Consider the following 16,254-nt stretch of genomic DNA (forward strand, 5'->3'; position numbering starts at 1 on the left):
TGTTCCCACTCTCAGACAAATCAATACATCTCCCCGGCGTGGCAGCCGTGCCAGCGCAGTGAGCTGCCAAAACGCCCGGGTCGGGCGCGAACGTGGGAAAATGGCCGCCGTGATCGACAGCAACGGAAACGGTTCGCCTCTGGCCGGCACCGACTTCACCGACACGGTGCGCGACGCGATGGCCGAAGTCACTCGCCGCTTTGCCCGCCCCACCGATGTCGATGCGACGTTGAGCGCGGTCACCACCGCCGCGGTGGCCCTGCTGGACACCGTGGACAGCGCTGACGTCCTGCTCATCGACCCGGACGACAACTACCGCTCCACTGCCGCCACCTCCCCGCTGGCCGAGGCTCTCAGCAAGGTCCAGCAGCGATACCATCAGGGGCCCTGCGTGGACGCGGCCGTCGGCGAGACCATGGTGCTGTCGCAGAACCTGCGGGAGGACGCGCGCTGGCCCGACTTCACCACCGAGGCCGTGATGGCAGGTGCGCACGGGGTGTTGTCCTTCCAGCTCTACACCCACCAAAAACGACCGAGCTGTCGCGCGGCCCTGAATCTGTTCAGCACCACCGCGTCGGCCTTCGACGGCGACACCCAGACGCTGGCGGCCACGCTGGCAACGCATGCCGCCCTCGCGCTCATCGCGCAGGACCGCGAAGCGCAGTTCCAGTCCGCACTTGCCAGCCGTGACGCCATCGGCCAGGCCAAGGGAATGCTGATGGAGCGATTCGGCGTCGATGCCGTGCGGGCGTTCGAGTTGATGCGCCACCTCTCCCAGGAATCCAACACCCCCATCGTCACCATCGCGGCCCGCATCATCACCACCGGCCCCGACCACTGAGCGGCTTTCACAGACATCTCCGACCGTCCGTCGCGGCAACCGCTGAAACCCGCCTCGTCGTCGATGACCTCGCGGGGCAGTACCACGCCGCGGCTGTCTGATTCATATGTTTGCGGAAGCATTTGCGATGTTTTTCACCTGGTGCGTTTACACTCGTCCTTGGTCGACCATCGATGCGAGCGAGCATGGCGTACGCAGGGCCGACTGCCTCCGATCCAGGGAAAGAAGCTGGCCTTCAACAAGCACGTCGAAGCCAGTCTTGAACCTTTTGGCGGACTCGCCCCCCGCCAATTGACGTGGATGCTAGTGTCCCGGTGTTCTGTATCACGGTGACCGGTCTCGACGCCCGAAGTGAAGGTAGCCATGGGTGTCGAAATTTGCACTGAGATACAGCCAACGTAGCTGTCCTCGGTGAATTCGAGAGCAAGGGAGCACCAGTGGCCGCCTCGAGCCCCCGCAAGCCGCGTCGCGCCCGAGGCCGTCACCGCAAGCCCTCCACCTTTCCCGCGCCGGACTGCGGACGCTGGTTACGCGTGGGGGTGGTTGGCACCGGGCTCGCCGCGGCGATCGCGGCAGGCTCGGGCGTCGCCTCGGCAAGCACGGATGACTCCGCGAACTCCAGCGGAGCATCCTCGCGTTCCGAGACCGCCGGAAACACCGATACGAGTGCCGACACCAAGACAGAACCCGCGAGCGATACCACCGATGACAGCGCCGATACCGCCGATGCCGATGACACCGACACCGACACCGACACCGACACCGACACCGACGATGAGACCGACACTGACGACACCGAAGAGGACGACGAGGAAGCGACCGAGACCGACCTCGACGGGGATGAACAGAGTGAGGTGCCCGATGAAACGGCGGCGGATCCGCAGTACGTGGATGCCCCGGCACCGGATGACAACCCCACCGAGGAGTCCGATGAGTCCCCGGCCGACCCGGTAGCGCAGGAGTCACCGCCGCCTGTTGATGTCCCGTCCGACGAGTCCGACACCACGGAGCCCAGCGAGCCGGCAATACCTCCGTCGCAGGTCGAGCAGACCGATCCCACAGACGTCACCGCACCACGAGCACCGACGCCGGACACGATCGAGCCCGTGCAGTCCGAGAAACCGGCCACCGGCGCCGCGCCGGTCGCGATGGCGGCCGTTGCTGCAGCCGCGCCGCCCGCGCCGGGGTCAAATGAGCACTTCTGGGCCGTACTGCAGCGGGCGTTAGGGCGTCTCGGGTCCTGGCCCGGGCTGCCACGGAACTTCACCGACATCACCAACTTTCAGACTGACCACACCCTCGATGCGGCCAACGATCAGCTCGATGCCCTGATCTGGGGTGCCGTGCCGGGCGGACCGGCCCGCTGGCTGCCTGACCTGCTCGACATCGTCGGCCTGTTCGTCAAGCCCGCGCTGCCGAATTTCACGTTCACCGACACGCTCAACACGATCGGCGACTTCGTGAACCGCGTGGTTCCGCCGTTCCGGATCGTCGACAGCGCAGGCACCTTCGGCATCATCACCCCGTACAAGATCATGGGTGCAGCCGTAGTCGGAACAGCGACGGTGCTGCAGGACATGCTCAACGGCATCTACGACCCCGCTCAGTGGGCGATCCACGTCATCAAGGCGACCACCGGGGCGAACGCCACCGTGTCCGACCTCAGCGACTTCGGCAGCCTGTCAGGCAAAGTCGTCGCAGCACAGGCAGCAGCTCTGCTCGGCGGCGACGGCGGCGCGTTCGACGAGCCCGAACGCGCCTTGAATCTGACGTTGCCCACCTGGACTGCCGCTCAAGTGAATCCGTTCACGGTGGTCACCTACATCGCCGTGGTCGCGATGTACAAGCGCTTCCAGGAGATGGCCGTCCTGACCACGTTCACCACCAACACCACTTACGACAGCTGGCATTACGCCACGCCGGGATTCGGCCTCTACGCGGCGGGCACCTTCCATGCAGTTGATCCCGACGGCAACAGCGTTGACTTCTTCGGGGTGTCGCAAGGCGGAACGTACATCTCCGAGATCGGCGGAGCGACAGTCACGATCAACACCGCCCAAGGCGGCTTCACCTACACACCGTGGTTCCAGAGTGCGGCTTTCCTGCACCGGTCGACGTCGGAGAATCCCGAAGACCGTTACGACACGGTGAAGATCCCCGTGAAGTCCGCCGACGGGGTCACCTACACGCTCACTTTCAAGATCGAGATCGTCGGCGGAAGCAACGCCAACCCGACGGCAGGCCACACAGTGGGCAGCACCGACGCGCTGGGCGTGGTGAAGGGCAAGGTCACCGGCAGCGACTCCGACGGCGACACCATGACCTACTCCCTGGTGGGCTCGTCGGTCAACGGGCTGACCGGAAACTCCGCGTACACCACCGGCGGCGGGATCGTCACTGTCAACCCGACGACCGGCGATTTCACCTACGTCTCGACGTCCACGGCCGGTGCGTCCCAGAGTTTCCAGGTTCGGGTGTCCGATGGTCACAACGGCAGCGTCATCAGGACGGTCGCGGTGCCCAACACCACGACCGTCACCCCGGCCAACGTCAACACCACGACACCGTACGTCGTGACCGGCACAGTCCCCGGCTCGACCAACTCCCCTGGGGTGTTCACCAGTTACGCGCTCGGCTCCTCACCGTCGAAGGGCACCGTGACGTCCTTCAACCCGGCCACCGGGGCATTCACCTACACGTCGAGTGCGGGCCGGACGGGGGCGAACGACGACGTGGTCACCGTTCTCGCCACCGACGCCAACGGCCGCACCGTCACCCTTCGCATGGCGGTCAAGCCCACCGTGGTCAACAACGCTCCCGTCGTGGTCACGACAACCACCGACAAGGGCAGCAGCGATCCCAGCAAGTGGCGGCTGGACAACGCCGGTGGCGACAACCGGACCCAGACGACCACGGGCAAGATCACCGCCACCGATGCCGACGGCGACACGCTCACGTACTCGCTCGTGGATCCGGTGACCCACGCCGCGGTGTCCACCACCACCGACGGGGGCACCGTCGTCTTCAACGCCGACGGCTCATACACGTACACGATCACCAAGAACAAGTCGTACCTCCACGCCGCCGCCAAGGTCGGTGCCGCAGCGGCGGATGTCAACGACACATTCACCGTCGCAGTGACGGACGGCTTCACCGGCAGCGTCGCCTACACCACGGTGACGATGTCGACGTTTGCGGTCAACAGCGCACCCACCTTCGTCAGCAGCAGCGGCGTCGCAAACCTCTTCGGTCTGAAGACTGTCAGTGGTATCAAGTTCACCGACGCCGACGGGGACACCATCGGAACCACCCGAAACCCCTCGGGCGGTGGCGCAGGGTACTTTGCGCCCAGCGGGTTCACCTCGGGCACCGAGAATGTACAGAGTGGCGTTGGCGCCCTGGTCACCTTCACCGGCACCTACACCCTGTACGTGCAGGACGGGTATTACACGGTCAACAACGGGGTCGTCACCGGCTCCTACGCCGTATCGACACCAACGCGGTCGTGGAGCTGACCGGACACCGAGGTCACGGATCCACCGCGGCCGCGCGGAGATCCTCCAACCAGGCCTGCAAGCCCAGCCCCAGGTGAGTGGTCGACAACTCCGGGGTGGCGTCCACCTGCCTGCCCGTCCAGGTCTCCTCGGTGCTCACCAGGACTCCCCCCTCGATCTCGGTGAAGGTCCAGACATGCACACCGCGGTCGATGTCGACTCCCTCACCCCTGGCGGGTCCGCTCCAGCGGATGCAAGCAAGCTCCTCGAGTTGCTGCACCGTCGACGTGACGTACAGCGTGGTAGCCGGAGTCACCTCTGTTGCCGGAACCGGTGTTGTCCACAGGAATTGGGACTGCGGGCGCAGCGGGCCCTCCGTCAGCACCGTCGCGTCCGCGACGGCGGGCTGCCACGACGGCCATCGCGCGACGTCGACCTGAAGATCCCAGATCGTCTGCAGTGGAGCTGGAATCACTGCCTGGGTCCGGTATCTGATGGCGGCGTTCGGGTCCACCGTCTGCCCATCGCACGCCAGGAGCGGCTCCGGCAAGGGGCTCTCGGTGCTCAGATACCGATAGGCGGCGTCGGGATCGCGTGGGCCGTCCACCACCGCCCAGGCAGCGGCGAACCCGATGACGACAATCAGCACGCCGTGCCTGCAGCGGTCCACGATGGTGCCTGCTACCCTCAGCCGCCGGCGCTCTGGGGCTGGAAGGCCGCCCACAGCCCGTAGGAGTCCTCGAGGAAGTTGTATGCGGCGAGCTTGCCGTCGCGGACGGTGCAGATGGTGGCGAAGTCGCTGTCGAACTCCTTGCCGGTGTCGAGGATGCGGTGGGTGAACCGACCGATCACCACCACCTGGTCATCAGCCTCGAACATCCGGGTGATGTCGAAGCTGACGGGGTGAAAGTGATTGGGGAACAGCTCTAGCCATTCCCTCACCTCGTCTCGACCGTGCCGGGTACCGATGGTGGGGACATCCGGCGCACCCTGGACGTGCCAGACCACGTCCTCGGTGAGGCAGTCCAACGTCTTGTTGATGTCGTGGCTGAAGAACACGTCGAAGTAATTCCGGACGACGGCACCGGCCGTCGTCTCCTCAGCTGCGTTCTCGGTCATCGTTGTCCGCCGGACATGATGATGAACTCTCCTGTCATCCAAGCGCTCTCATCGGATGCCAGATACACCGCAGCCGGGGCGACATCCTCGGAACGACCGAGGCGGCCCAGCGGCGTCTCGGCGATGAGCGCGTCGCCGAATCCGCTGGTGAGAAAGCCGCCGGCCTGCACGCCCTCGGTGTCGACCACGCCCGGTTTGATTCCGTTGACCCGAATACCCTGTGGCGCCAACTCATTCGACAACGCGCGAGTCAGCCCGTCGATGGCGCCCTTGCTGGCGGTGTAGACGGACGCTTCGGTGGGTCCGAAGATGGTGACCGTGGACCCCATGTTGACGATGCTCGCTCCGGCTGACATGTAGTGCACGGCTTCTTTGATCGCCAGTAGGTAGCCGTAGACGTTGAGTTCGAAGTGGCGCCGGAACAGTTCGAGGGTCAGGTTCTGCAGTGGCTGGAAATCATACACGCCGGCGTTGTTGACCAGGATATCCAGGCTGCCGAAGGCGTTCTGGGTGTCGACGAACAATTGCCGGACCTGCTCTTCGTTGCTCATGTCCGCGTGGATGGCCACCGCCGTGCCGCCGGCGCGGGTGATGTCGTCGACCAGATCGGTGGCCGCTCCCTCACTGTGGGAGTAGTTCACCACCACCGAGGCACCCTCGGCGGCGAACTGCCGGGCGATCTCCGCCCCGAGGCCCTTTGATGCCCCGGTGACCACTGCGGTCTTGCCTTTGAGACGCTGATTCACGTTGCTGCCCCTTCCGTCTCAGCGCACGCCGTGATCGGCGTAGCGCCCGCCCTTGACCAGATCGCTGAGGGGTTGCAGCTCGGCGAGCGCATCGTCGTCGAGTTTCACGTCCAGGGAGGCCGCGTTCTCGTCGAGCCGGTTGGCATGGCGGGTTCCGGGGATGGGCACCACCGAGACGCCCAGACGCTCCTGCTGCGCGTACACCCAGGCCAGGGCAACCTGTGCGGGCAGCACACCCAACCGTTCGGCGACTGACCGGACGGTATCGGCGATGACCTGGTTCTGTTCACCGCCCTCGCCGGTGAACCGCGGATTGCGGGCCCGGAAGTCATTGGCGTCGAGCTTCGCCGTCTGCACCGACCCGGTGAGGAAGCCTCGGCCCAACGGAGCATAGGGCACCAAGCCTATCCCCAGTTCGGCCATCACCGGCGTGATCTCCTCGACTTCCCTTGTCCACAGCGAGTATTCGCTCTGCACTGCCGTGATCGGGTGCACCGCGTGCGCCCTGCGCAGCAGCTCTTCACTGACCTCGCTGAGGCCGAGGTAACGGACCTTTCCGTCCCTCACCAGCTCGGCCATCGCGCCCACGGTGTCTTCGATCTCGGCGTTCTCCGGCGGGCGGTGCAGGTAGTAGAGGTCGATGTGGTCGATACCCAGTCGCAGCAGCGACGCTTCGCACGAGCGCTTCACGTAAGGCGGATCACCCCGGTGGACCCGGTTTTCGTCACCGCTGCTGCGGTCGATACCGAACTTGGTGGCAATCTGCACGTCGTCGCGACGGCCGGCGATGCCTCGGCCCACGAGGACTTCGTTGTGTCCGGAGCCGTATTGGTCGGCCGTGTCGAAGAGGGTCACACCGACATCGATGGCGTGGTGGATTGTCTCGATGCTGGTGTCCCAGTCCGATGTTCCGTAGTACTCGCTCATACCCATGCAGCCCAGGCCTTGGGCCGACACGTCCAAACTGCCGAGAGTGGTTCGCTTCACGATCAATCCTTTCCGAAGGATGGCGCCGAGATCTCGAAGATTAGTGAGCGCGGGCACGCTCACAAGGGGTGCGATACACCCAGGAACATCACGCAGGGGCGGCCGTGATGACCGTCCGCATGGGCGCGATGTCGGTGAAGGTGGGGATGTCGTCAGCGACGGCGGCGGACTCGGGTGCCGCCAGCGCCCGATCCACACCTGCCCGATCGGCGAAGTGACACAGACACATCGCCACGACATCCGGCCCCGTCGCGGGATCCACGGCGTAGAACACCTCGGTACGCTGCAGGCCGAACGGAGCCCAGGTTCGCTCGACCAGCGGGATATGGTGCGTGTCATAGGTTGTGCGGTCGAAGCGGCTGTCGGCGCCGCCAACATAGGTGACCATCAGAATGGACATAGATGCACTCTCGCTTTCTGTTGTTGATGTTGTGACAAAGGCGATTTCACTCGGTGGCTGCCCACGCGCAGAGCACCGACAGGGACTCCGCACTGGGGGAACCGGGCGTTGCGTGGTAGACGACCAGCTCTTGCCCCGGGCTGGACCGTACGTCGAAGGTCTGCATCGTCAATGCCATCACACCGACCTCGGGATGGCGGAAGGTCTTGTTTTGCAGTGCTTTCCGCCGCGCATCGTGTCGCATCCACAGCGCAGCGAAAGCGGGGCTGCGCTCCAGCAGTTCATCGCGCACGGTGCGCAGGCGCACGTCGTTAGGGGCAAGTCCGAAGCCGTGCCGAAAGCTCGCCACCGCGTCCTCGGCCACCACCGACCAGTTGCAGTAGAACGTCTGCGCCTCGGGATCGGTGAAGATCGTGTGCATCAAGTTCCGCGAGCGAGTCCACTGCATGAACATGGCATCGGCGATCCGGTTGCTGGCCAGCACGTCGAACGCCCGGTTGTACACCAGCGCGGGGTTGAACGGCCACATGTCGAGCAGATCGAGCAGTGCAGGGTCGACGCGGGTGCTGACGCTCCCCCGTTCCTGGGGACTCAGCCCCGCCAGCCGGAACAGGTGCTCTCTGGCGTCATCCGACAGCTGCAAGACTGCTGCCAACGCGTCGATGACCTGTGGCGAGGGCCGTCGTTCCCGGCCCTGCTCCAGGCGGGTGTAGTAGTCCACGCTGACGCCGGCGAGAAGCGCCACCTCTTCTCGTCGCAGCCCGCTGACCCGGCGCAGTCCCTCGCTGGGGAGCCCCACCTCCCCCGGGGATACGTCGGCGCGGCGAGCTCGCAGATACTCGCCCAGACCGTCGGTGCCCATGAACCGGAGCTTAGGTCCGCACCACGGGCCCATCCTGGTACTACCGCACCCTGGTAGGACCCCCGGCCGGATCAGGTCATCGACCCTCACACGGTCGATTCCATCGATGAGCCCAGGGCCAACTCGCTACTATCCCCCCAGGCGAACATCGGGGGCCACGGGTGAACTACGTCGGCCAATGGTGGCGGCAGCCGGACCGCTATAAGTGGCTGTCCGAGTATCTGGCGACGCGTCGACTACTCGTCGCCGCACGCACCGTCATGACCGTCGTCAGTCTGATCCTGGCCGTCGCGGTGGTGTTGATCCCGTTCAGTCCCGCCGGCCAGCCCGGACCCGCGCAAGCGGTCGTCTGGGTGATCGGCGCCGGGTTCGCCGGGATGGCCCTCCTGTACGCCCGACGCTGGCCCACCGCACGGCAATCGACGGCTCTGAGCATCGCCGGCAGCCTGGGCATCGCAGTGACCGCCCTGACCCCTGTTGACCCGCACACCGGGCTGTTGACCTGCTGGGCTTTTGTCGGACTCGCCGCCTACGTCGCGTCCTTCCACACTCCCAAGCTGCTCACCTTCACCGTCGGCGTCTCGCTCGGAACCGTCGCCGCGTGTGCCCTGCGCACCGGACTGGCCGGTGACGCACCGCTCGCTGTGGCTGTGTTTCTGCTGTCCACCGGTGGGCTGCTGACGGTGGCTTTCGGTGGGCAGATCCTGGTACGACTGGTGTGGAACGACGCGGTGTCCACCGATCCGCTGACCGGGCTGAGCAACCGTCGGGGATTCCGCCGGTCGGCACGCACCATGATCGCCGAGGCTGCCCGTCGTGGTTCGAGCAGTTTCAGTGTGGTGATGGTCGATCTCGACGGGTTCAAAAGTCTCAACGACACGCTGGGGCACGCCGTCGGCGACGAGGTGCTGGTCACGGTGGCCGCCACGCTGCGGGAGGTCTGCGGCCCCGGGGTGATCACCGCACGCGTCGGCGGCGAGGAATTCGTGGTCGCGCAGGCCTCGCCCCCCGGTGACATGGAGTTGCTCGCACGCCGACTCTGCGTCGCCATCGCCGCCAACCGTTGGGGCGTCACCGGCAGCCTCGGCGTCGCGGGCATCACCGTCCGCGACCTGGAAGCGGATCCGGGGACAGTGATCGAGCGCGTGGTCGCCTCGGCTGACATGGCGATGTACGAAGCGAAGCGCGCCGGCGGCAACCAGATCCGCCAGGCCACCGCCGCCTGAACCGGATCCGGAGCAACCGGCTGCTATTTCGCGCGTGTTACGACTTCGGTCGCAGCGGCGCCAGGTCTTGCGCACCCGCCCCGGCAGGTCTACTTTTCGCCACTAAGCGATTTGTTAAGCACTCTTGAGCGAACAGAGAACATGCCTTCTGAATCCGCCATTGCTGTGACCGACGTGGACGTAGCGGCCCGCACCGTCCTCGGCGAACGGCTGCGGGCTGCCAGGGAACGCGCACGGATGTCCACCCGCGACGCCGCCGCCCGCGCCGGGGTCAGCGCGGGCTTCATCAGCCAGCTGGAGAACGGGAAATGCGGTGTCTCGGTTGGTGTGCTCAAACGGCTCTCCGCAGCAGTCGGGGTAACGGTGGCAGAGCTGCTGGCCGACGAGACACCCTCTGCCAGAGCGGTTCTGCGTGCACACGAACGCCCAGTGTTCTCCAGCGACGGCGGGCTGAAGAAGTTGCTGCTGTCCCGCCCGCCGATTCACCAACTGGAGGTCTACGAGGGCACGTTCGAGGTGGGCGGGTCCACCGGTCCCGAACCCTACGCCCACGACAACGCCCACGAACTGTTCTACGTGCTGACCGGGCACATCGAGTTCTCGATCGGCCCTGACACCCTCACGCTCGGCCCCCGCGACAGCGTGGAATACCTGTCCTCGGTTCCACACCGGGCGGTGAACGTCGGTACCGTTGTCGCCCAAGCCATGTGGATCACGTCCCACTACACGCCACCACGTGACCCGAACCCCCTCTCGGGAGCTCCCGCACACCAGATGAAGGACTGACCCATGGCCACATCCCATCGCCTGCTGATCACCGGCGGCCACGTCTTCACCCCCGCCGGAATCGTCGAGGAGCCCGTGCTCATCACCGACGGCATCATCACCGCGATCGGTCCGGACGCACTGGCCGAGACCGGCGCCACCGAGATCGACGCTGCCGGCGGCCTGGTCTCGCCCGGCTTTCAGGACTGCCACATCCATCCGTACCACGCCGGCCTTGATATGAACGCCTGCGATCTCACTCCCTACTCCACCGCCGACGGCTACCTCACCCGGATCGCGGAGTACGCCGCCGACAATCCCGAGCTCGAATGGGTCACCGGCGGTGGCTGGTCGATGGACTCCTTTCCCGGCGGGCTTCCGACGGCGGCAGCTCTGGACGCGGTGGTCGCCGACCGGCCGGCCTTCTTCCCCAACCGCGACGGCCACGGCGGCTGGGTGAACACCAAGGCCATGCAGATCGCCGGCATCGATGACTCGACACCGGACCCGTTCGACGGCCGGATCGAGCGAGACGCCGACGGACACGCCATCGGGACCTTGCAGGAAGGCGCAATGGGCCTGGTGGCCAAGCACATTCCCCTGCCCACGCAGGACGACATGGACGATGCCCTACGGGTCGCCCAGCAGCAGCTTTTCGCCTGGGGCGTCACCGGTTGGCAGGACGCCATCGTGGGCGCCACCAACGACACCCCGGATCCCCTTGATTCCTATCTGCGGGCGACGGCTTCCGGCGAGCTGAAAGCACACGTCGTCGGCGCCCTCTGGTGGGACCGAAACCGCGGACTCGAGCAGATCCCCGAGCTGGTGGACAAGCGCGCCCGGGCGCTGGCCGCCGGATTTGCCGCCACCACCGTCAAGATCATGCAGGACGGAGTCGCCGAGAACTTCACCGCGGGAATGCTGGAGCCCTATCTGGACGCCTGCGGGTGCCCCGGCGAGAACATGGGTAAGAGCTTCGTCGACCCCACCAGCCTCAAGGACATCTCCGTGCAGCTGGATGCTCTGGGCTTCCAGCTGCACTACCACGCCCTCGGCGACCGGGCGGTCCGCGAGTCACTGGACGCTATCGAGGCGGCCCGAAATGCCAACGGCGACAACGACCTGCGCCACACCTTGGCCCACATCCAGGTGATCCACCCCGACGACATCCCCCGGTTCGCCGAACTCGACGTGGTGGCCAACATGCAGCCGCTGTGGGCGCGCCACGAAGACCAGATGGATCTGCTGACCATCCCGTTTTTGGGTCGGCGCCGGGCCGCCTGGCAGTACCCATTCGGCTCGCTGCACCGCGCCGGTGCGAAGTTGGCATCAGGCAGCGACTGGCCGGTGAGCACCGCCAACCCTCTGGAAATCCTGCACACCGCCGTCAACCGGGCGCCTGCCGGCGCCACCGGGCCGTCGGCGCTGCCCTTCCTGGGTGAGCAGGCCCTGTCACTGGCCGACGCTTTGATCGCGCACACCCTGGGCACGGCGTACCTCAATCACGACGAAACCCGTTCGGGCAGCATCGAGATCGGCAAGACCGGTGACATCGTGATTCTCGATCGAGATATCTTCGCCGCCCCGGTAGCCGAGATCGGTTCCGCCAGAGTGGTTTACACGATCATCGGCGGCGAGGTCGTCTACCATGCGGATTCGGCTCTGGTAACGGCATGAGCGCCACCGACCTGACCGCGCACGATATCGCGACACCCACGTCTACTCCCGCATCGGTCGAATTACGTTCATTGACCAAGGCATACGGGCCTGCCGTGGCAGTGGACAACCTGAGCCTGCAGGTGCAACCCGGTGAGTTCTTGAGCCTGCTGGGCCCCAGCGGATGCGGCAAGACCACCACGCTGCGCATGATCGGCGGGTTCGAATTCCCCGACGACGGATCCATCCAGATCTCCGGGCGCAACGTCGAGAATCTCCCCCCGCACAAGCGTCCGGTGAACACCGTTTTCCAGGCCTACGCCCTGTTCCCCCACCTGAAGGTGACCGACAACGTCGCCTACGGTCTACGCAGGTCCGGGGTGGCGAAAAGCGAGATGGCCGGACGCGTGCGCCGCGCTCTGGATATGGTGCGGATGACGGCGTACGCCGACCGCAAACCGGCTCAGCTCTCCGGTGGCCAGCAACAGCGCATCGCCTTGGCGCGGGCACTGGTCAACCGTCCGGCCGTGCTGCTGCTCGACGAACCGATGAGTGCACTCGATCGCAAACTGCGCGAGGAGATGCAGGTCGAGTTGAAGCTGCTGCAGCGCGAACTCGGCACCACCTTTGTCTTCGTCACCCATGATCAGGAAGAGGCCCTGTCGATGAGCGACCGGGTGGCCGTGATGAAGGACGGACGGATCGAACAGATCGGCACAGCCTCGGAGGTATACGACGCACCAGAATCCGCATTCGTCGCGGGTTTCATCGGTCGCCAGAACTCCTTCTCCGCCACGATCTCGTCGTTTGACAGTGCCGGGGTCAGCGTCACGACCGCGGGCCTGTCGCTGTACTCCTCGCGGCCGGTCAAAGGTGAAACGCCGGCAGCCGCCGGCGCCCAGGTGACGGCGGCCATCAGGCCCGAGTCCGTAGGTGTCAGCTCCGCGCAGTCATCGAGTGGCAGCGCCGCGTCGGACCCGCCGGTGAACTCCGTCTCCGGAACCCTGCTGGGGGTCTCCGAGCTGGGCCACAGCCTGCAGCTGGTGGTGCACACCGGCGGCGACGATCAGCTACTGGCCCGCCTGCCCCGGGCCGCCAATCCGCCCACCGAACTCGGATCGCCGGTGACCTGCTCCTGGTCCGCCGACGCCGTCCGGATCTTCACCTCCTGACCCCTGCAACGGAAAGAAACCCCCATGGCACAGCAAGAGCCGGTGCGCGCGCTCGTTCCCGCCGCACTGCAGAAGTCCCTCAGCCGCCGCATGTTCCTGGGCGGCACCGCGGCACTGGGCGCGGGCGCATTCCTGGCCGCCTGCTCGTCGTCCTCCGGGGGAGGTGACTCTGCGTCGGGCACACTGAACATCTACACCTGGGGCGAGTACGACGATCCCGACGTGCTCAAGGAGTTCACCGCGGCCAACGGTCCCTCGATCACGCTGGACTCCTACGGCTCCAATCCGGAGATGATCGCCAAACTCAGTGCCGCCAAGGGCACCTCGGGTTACGACATCTGCGTCCCCACACACTCGGCGATCCAGCAGATGGTCAGCGGTGACCTGCTCGCCGAGCTCGACCACGCCAAGCTGCCCAACATGAAAAACCTCAATGCCAGCGTGGTCGACACCCCCTTCGATCCGGGCAACAAGTACAGCGTGTGCAAAGACTGGGGCTCAACGGGTTACGTGTACGACACCACCGTCATCAACCGCGAGCTGACGTCCTGGGCCGACTTCCTGGACGCCGCGCAGAAGGAAGCTTCCGGCAGTCTGTCGCTGCTGGAGGATCAGGGGGAGGTGGCGTTCACCTACTTCTACGCCAACGGTATCGACCCGAACACCACCGACCCCGCCAACATCGAGGCATACCGGACGTTCATCATCGACAAGATCGCCCCCCACGTCCAGGCTTTCGAGTCCTCGACCAACACGTCGATCTCCACCTCGGCCCGGGCCCTGATCCACTGCTGGAACGGCGACGCCCGGCTGGGCCTTCTCAACAACCCCGAACCCGAGCGCTACAAATGGGTGTGGCCCTCCGAGGGGGCGAACCTCTGGCAGGACAACTGGGCCATCGTCAAGGGTGCGCCCAACGAGGAAGCTGCCTACCAGTTCATCAACTACGTCCTGGACCCTGCGGTGTCCCTGAAGGAACTGACCTACATCGGCTACAACACCGGCATCGACGGGGTGGAGCAGGCGGCGACCGAGGCCGGCATCGAGCGGCCCGATCTGGTGTTCATCAGCGACGAGGTGATGTCGAAGCTCGTCTACAGCCAGATGACGTCGATGGACGGCACCATCATCGCCATCTATGACGAACTCAAGGCAGCGGCGGGCCAGTGACGGTGGTGGACGCCCCGGTGACCGCCGAGGCAGCACCGCGGAGCCGACCACGGCTGCCCGGCAGTCTCGGCGCCCTGCCGCTCGGCGCCTGGATCCTGTTCTTCTTCATCCTGCCGTTCGGCCTGGTCGTCTGGTACAGCTTCGGATACAAGCCGGGCATCTACTCCACCCACGCCAACGACATCCTCTCCCTGGATCGCTACAGCGAGGCCGCGTCGCCGACGTTCCTCGCGATCTTCGTCCGGACATTGAAGATCGCGGCGACCGGAACGGTGCTCTGCCTGCTGATCGCGTTCCCGATGGCGTACTGGATGGCTCAGAAGCTGACGTCGAAATGGCGCGGAGTGGTGTTGGCCCTGGTGCTCATCCCCTACTGGACGAACTTCCTGGTCCGCACCATCGGTTGGCAGATCTCCCTGAGCCCCACCGGTTTCGTCTCCGAGATATTGCAGTGGGCTCACCTCACCGACGACCAGCTGCACGTGCTGTACACCTCGGCGGCGGTACAGCTGGGCGTGGTGTACAACTACCTGCCGCTGATGATCCTGCCGCTGTACGTCGCCCTCGAGCGCCTGGATCCCCAGCTGTTGGAAGCCAGCCGTGATCTGGGTGGAACGGCGTGGAGCACGTTCTGGCACGTCACCTTTCCGCTGGCGGTGCCGGGTGTGACAGCGGGGCTGCTGCTGGTTTTCGTACCCCTGATGGGTGATTACATCACCCCCACCGTGCTCGGCGGCGCCAGCGGCAGCATGGTCGGCCAGATGGTGGCCGCGCAGTTCCAGAGCGCGCAGAACTGGGCCCTCGGGTCGGCGATGGCGGTGTTGCTGATGATGGCCATCTTCGGTACCAGTGCGGTGGTCGGTGGCGTGCTGAAAGTGTTGGGCCGCATCATGACTGCGCTGACATCGCTGTCACTGTCGACGAAGGAGACCTCATGACGATCGCGGGGGCGCGGCGCCGGCGCAGGTTTGTTCTCGGCGACGCCGCCCTGACGGCATGGGGTCTGTTGGGTCTGGCTTTCCTGTTCTTCCCCATCGTGGTCATCGTGGTGTTCTCGTTCAACTCCGGCCGTACGCTGCAGGCGTTCGAGGGCTTCAGCCTCCAGCCCTACCTCGACGCGCTGGCCAATCCCGCCATCACCAACGCCATCTCGGTGTCGTTGGTCACCGCCGCCGGGACAGCAGTGGTGTCCACGGTGCTCGGCACCTTGGCCGGCATCGCACTCACCCGCCGGCCAGGATGGTGGGCGCCCGCTCTGCTCGTCCTGCTGGGTCTGGTGATGGTGACTCCCGAGATCGTCAGCGCCATCTCGCTGCTGCCCTGGTTTGTCAGCCTCGGAACCGACTGGGGTGTCGCATTTTTCAACGTCGGGCAGGTGCGTCTCATCGTGGCCAACTCGCTGTTCGCCAGCGCTGTCGTCACGTTCATCGTGCGTGCGCGCATGGCGGGGATGAACGAGGCTCTCGAGGAAGCGGCTGCCGACCTGTACGCCACGCCACTGCGGCGGTTCACCGACATCACGCTGCCGTTGATCAGTCCCGCCGTCATCTCGGGGGCATTGTTGGCATTCACTCTCAGCCTCGACAACACCGTGGTGTCCTCATTCGTGTCGGTGGCCGGCTCCACGCCGTGGCCGGTGTACATCTTCGCCTCGCTCAAAGCGTCCCTGCGGCCGGAGATTGCCGCGATGTCGACCCTGATGCTCGCACTCACGCTGGTGGTGCTGGGCATCGTGGCGTTGATCCTGCGACGTGACCCGACCGGCGACGGCGGTGGCGCCTCGGGTCTCACCGGAGCGATGGTGGGGCGCTGAGCT

The 16,254-nt window shown here is 65.6% G+C and carries 15 protein-coding genes; 9 read left to right on the forward strand and 6 right to left on the reverse strand.

Annotated features, from left to right (window positions below):
- Window positions 1-100: 100 nt before the first annotated feature.
- A complete protein-coding gene (locus G6N58_RS07455; RefSeq protein ID WP_232067771.1) occupies window positions 101-841 on the forward strand; it encodes a GAF and ANTAR domain-containing protein in 741 nt (246 codons plus the stop codon).
- A gap of 437 nt (window positions 842-1,278) precedes the next feature.
- Window positions 1,279-4,356, forward strand: coding sequence for an Ig-like domain-containing protein (locus G6N58_RS07460; protein WP_115279158.1), 3,078 nt, complete (start codon window positions 1,279-1,281; stop codon window positions 4,354-4,356).
- A gap of 13 nt (window positions 4,357-4,369) precedes the next feature.
- Here G6N58_RS07460 and G6N58_RS07465 read toward each other — a convergent pair whose 3' ends face one another.
- From G6N58_RS07465 to G6N58_RS07490, 6 genes are all read right to left on the reverse strand, one after another.
- Complete coding sequence (locus G6N58_RS07465; RefSeq protein WP_197746400.1) at window positions 4,370-5,005, reverse strand: SRPBCC family protein; 636 nt, start codon at window positions 5,003-5,005, stop codon at window positions 4,370-4,372.
- A gap of 17 nt (window positions 5,006-5,022) precedes the next feature.
- Complete coding sequence (locus tag G6N58_RS07470; protein ID WP_115279157.1) at window positions 5,023-5,454, reverse strand: nuclear transport factor 2 family protein; 432 nt, start codon at window positions 5,452-5,454, stop codon at window positions 5,023-5,025.
- Window positions 5,451-6,200, reverse strand: coding sequence for an SDR family NAD(P)-dependent oxidoreductase (locus G6N58_RS07475; protein ID WP_068919255.1), 750 nt, complete (start codon window positions 6,198-6,200; stop codon window positions 5,451-5,453). Before G6N58_RS07475 ends, G6N58_RS07470 begins: the two co-directional genes overlap by 4 nt.
- Before the next feature lie 18 nt (window positions 6,201-6,218).
- Complete coding sequence (locus G6N58_RS07480) at window positions 6,219-7,133, reverse strand: aldo/keto reductase (RefSeq protein ID WP_276016682.1); 915 nt, start codon at window positions 7,131-7,133, stop codon at window positions 6,219-6,221.
- A 142-nt stretch (window positions 7,134-7,275) separates the two neighbouring features.
- Window positions 7,276-7,587: an EthD family reductase gene (locus G6N58_RS07485; protein WP_068919256.1), complete on the reverse strand. Its 312-nt coding sequence runs from the start codon at window positions 7,585-7,587 to the stop codon at window positions 7,276-7,278.
- A 46-nt stretch (window positions 7,588-7,633) separates the two neighbouring features.
- Window positions 7,634-8,449, reverse strand: coding sequence for a helix-turn-helix transcriptional regulator (locus G6N58_RS07490; RefSeq protein WP_115279156.1), 816 nt, complete (start codon window positions 8,447-8,449; stop codon window positions 7,634-7,636).
- A 161-nt stretch (window positions 8,450-8,610) separates the two neighbouring features.
- Here G6N58_RS07490 and G6N58_RS07495 point away from each other — a divergent pair, with 161 nt between their 5' ends.
- From G6N58_RS07495 to G6N58_RS07525, 7 genes are all read left to right on the forward strand, one after another.
- Complete coding sequence (locus G6N58_RS07495; protein WP_115279155.1) at window positions 8,611-9,675, forward strand: GGDEF domain-containing protein; 1,065 nt, start codon at window positions 8,611-8,613, stop codon at window positions 9,673-9,675.
- 141 nt (window positions 9,676-9,816) lie between these two features.
- Window positions 9,817-10,461: a helix-turn-helix domain-containing protein gene (locus tag G6N58_RS07500; protein ID WP_068919259.1), complete on the forward strand. Its 645-nt coding sequence runs from the start codon at window positions 9,817-9,819 to the stop codon at window positions 10,459-10,461.
- A 3-nt stretch (window positions 10,462-10,464) separates the two neighbouring features.
- Window positions 10,465-12,117 carry an amidohydrolase gene (locus G6N58_RS07505; protein ID WP_115279154.1) on the forward strand — a complete coding sequence of 551 codons (1,653 nt, stop codon included), beginning with the start codon at window positions 10,465-10,467 and terminating at the stop codon, window positions 12,115-12,117.
- Window positions 12,114-13,268, forward strand: coding sequence for an ABC transporter ATP-binding protein (locus tag G6N58_RS07510; RefSeq protein WP_068919261.1), 1,155 nt, complete (start codon window positions 12,114-12,116; stop codon window positions 13,266-13,268). Before G6N58_RS07505 ends, G6N58_RS07510 begins: the two co-directional genes overlap by 4 nt.
- 24 nt (window positions 13,269-13,292) lie before the next feature.
- Complete coding sequence (locus tag G6N58_RS07515) at window positions 13,293-14,438, forward strand: ABC transporter substrate-binding protein (protein ID WP_068919262.1); 1,146 nt, start codon at window positions 13,293-13,295, stop codon at window positions 14,436-14,438.
- Window positions 14,435-15,376: an ABC transporter permease gene (locus G6N58_RS07520; RefSeq protein WP_232067773.1), complete on the forward strand. Its 942-nt coding sequence runs from the start codon at window positions 14,435-14,437 to the stop codon at window positions 15,374-15,376. Before G6N58_RS07515 ends, G6N58_RS07520 begins: the two co-directional genes overlap by 4 nt.
- Window positions 15,373-16,251, forward strand: a complete 879-nt coding sequence (locus tag G6N58_RS07525) for an ABC transporter permease (RefSeq protein ID WP_163907975.1) — start codon at window positions 15,373-15,375, stop codon at window positions 16,249-16,251. Before G6N58_RS07520 ends, G6N58_RS07525 begins: the two co-directional genes overlap by 4 nt.
- Window positions 16,252-16,254 lie beyond the last annotated feature (3 nt).

The organism is Mycolicibacterium tokaiense, assembly GCF_010725885.1.
Taxonomy (GTDB): Bacteria; Actinomycetota; Actinomycetes; order Mycobacteriales; family Mycobacteriaceae; genus Mycobacterium; species Mycobacterium tokaiense.

What these genes read in the sequence shown, in the direction of transcription:
- G6N58_RS07455 (WP_232067771.1), top strand. Translation starts at nt 101, where the DNA reads ATGGCCGCCGTGATCGACAGCAACGGAAACGGTTCGCCTCTGGCCGGC.
- G6N58_RS07470 (WP_115279157.1), bottom strand. Translation starts at nt 5,454, where the DNA reads ATGACCGAGAACGCAGCTGAGGAGACGACGGCCGGTGCCGTCGTCCGG.
- G6N58_RS07480 (WP_276016682.1), bottom strand. Translation starts at nt 7,133, where the DNA reads ATGGGTATGAGCGAGTACTACGGAACATCGGACTGGGACACCAGCATC.
- G6N58_RS07485 (WP_068919256.1), bottom strand. Translation starts at nt 7,587, where the DNA reads ATGTCCATTCTGATGGTCACCTATGTTGGCGGCGCCGACAGCCGCTTC.
- G6N58_RS07490 (WP_115279156.1), bottom strand. Translation starts at nt 8,449, where the DNA reads ATGGGCACCGACGGTCTGGGCGAGTATCTGCGAGCTCGCCGCGCCGAC.
- G6N58_RS07500 (WP_068919259.1), top strand. Translation starts at nt 9,817, where the DNA reads ATGCCTTCTGAATCCGCCATTGCTGTGACCGACGTGGACGTAGCGGCC.
- G6N58_RS07505 (WP_115279154.1), top strand. Translation starts at nt 10,465, where the DNA reads ATGGCCACATCCCATCGCCTGCTGATCACCGGCGGCCACGTCTTCACC.
- G6N58_RS07510 (WP_068919261.1), top strand. Translation starts at nt 12,114, where the DNA reads ATGAGCGCCACCGACCTGACCGCGCACGATATCGCGACACCCACGTCT.
- G6N58_RS07515 (WP_068919262.1), top strand. Translation starts at nt 13,293, where the DNA reads ATGGCACAGCAAGAGCCGGTGCGCGCGCTCGTTCCCGCCGCACTGCAG.
- G6N58_RS07525 (WP_163907975.1), top strand. Translation starts at nt 15,373, where the DNA reads ATGACGATCGCGGGGGCGCGGCGCCGGCGCAGGTTTGTTCTCGGCGAC.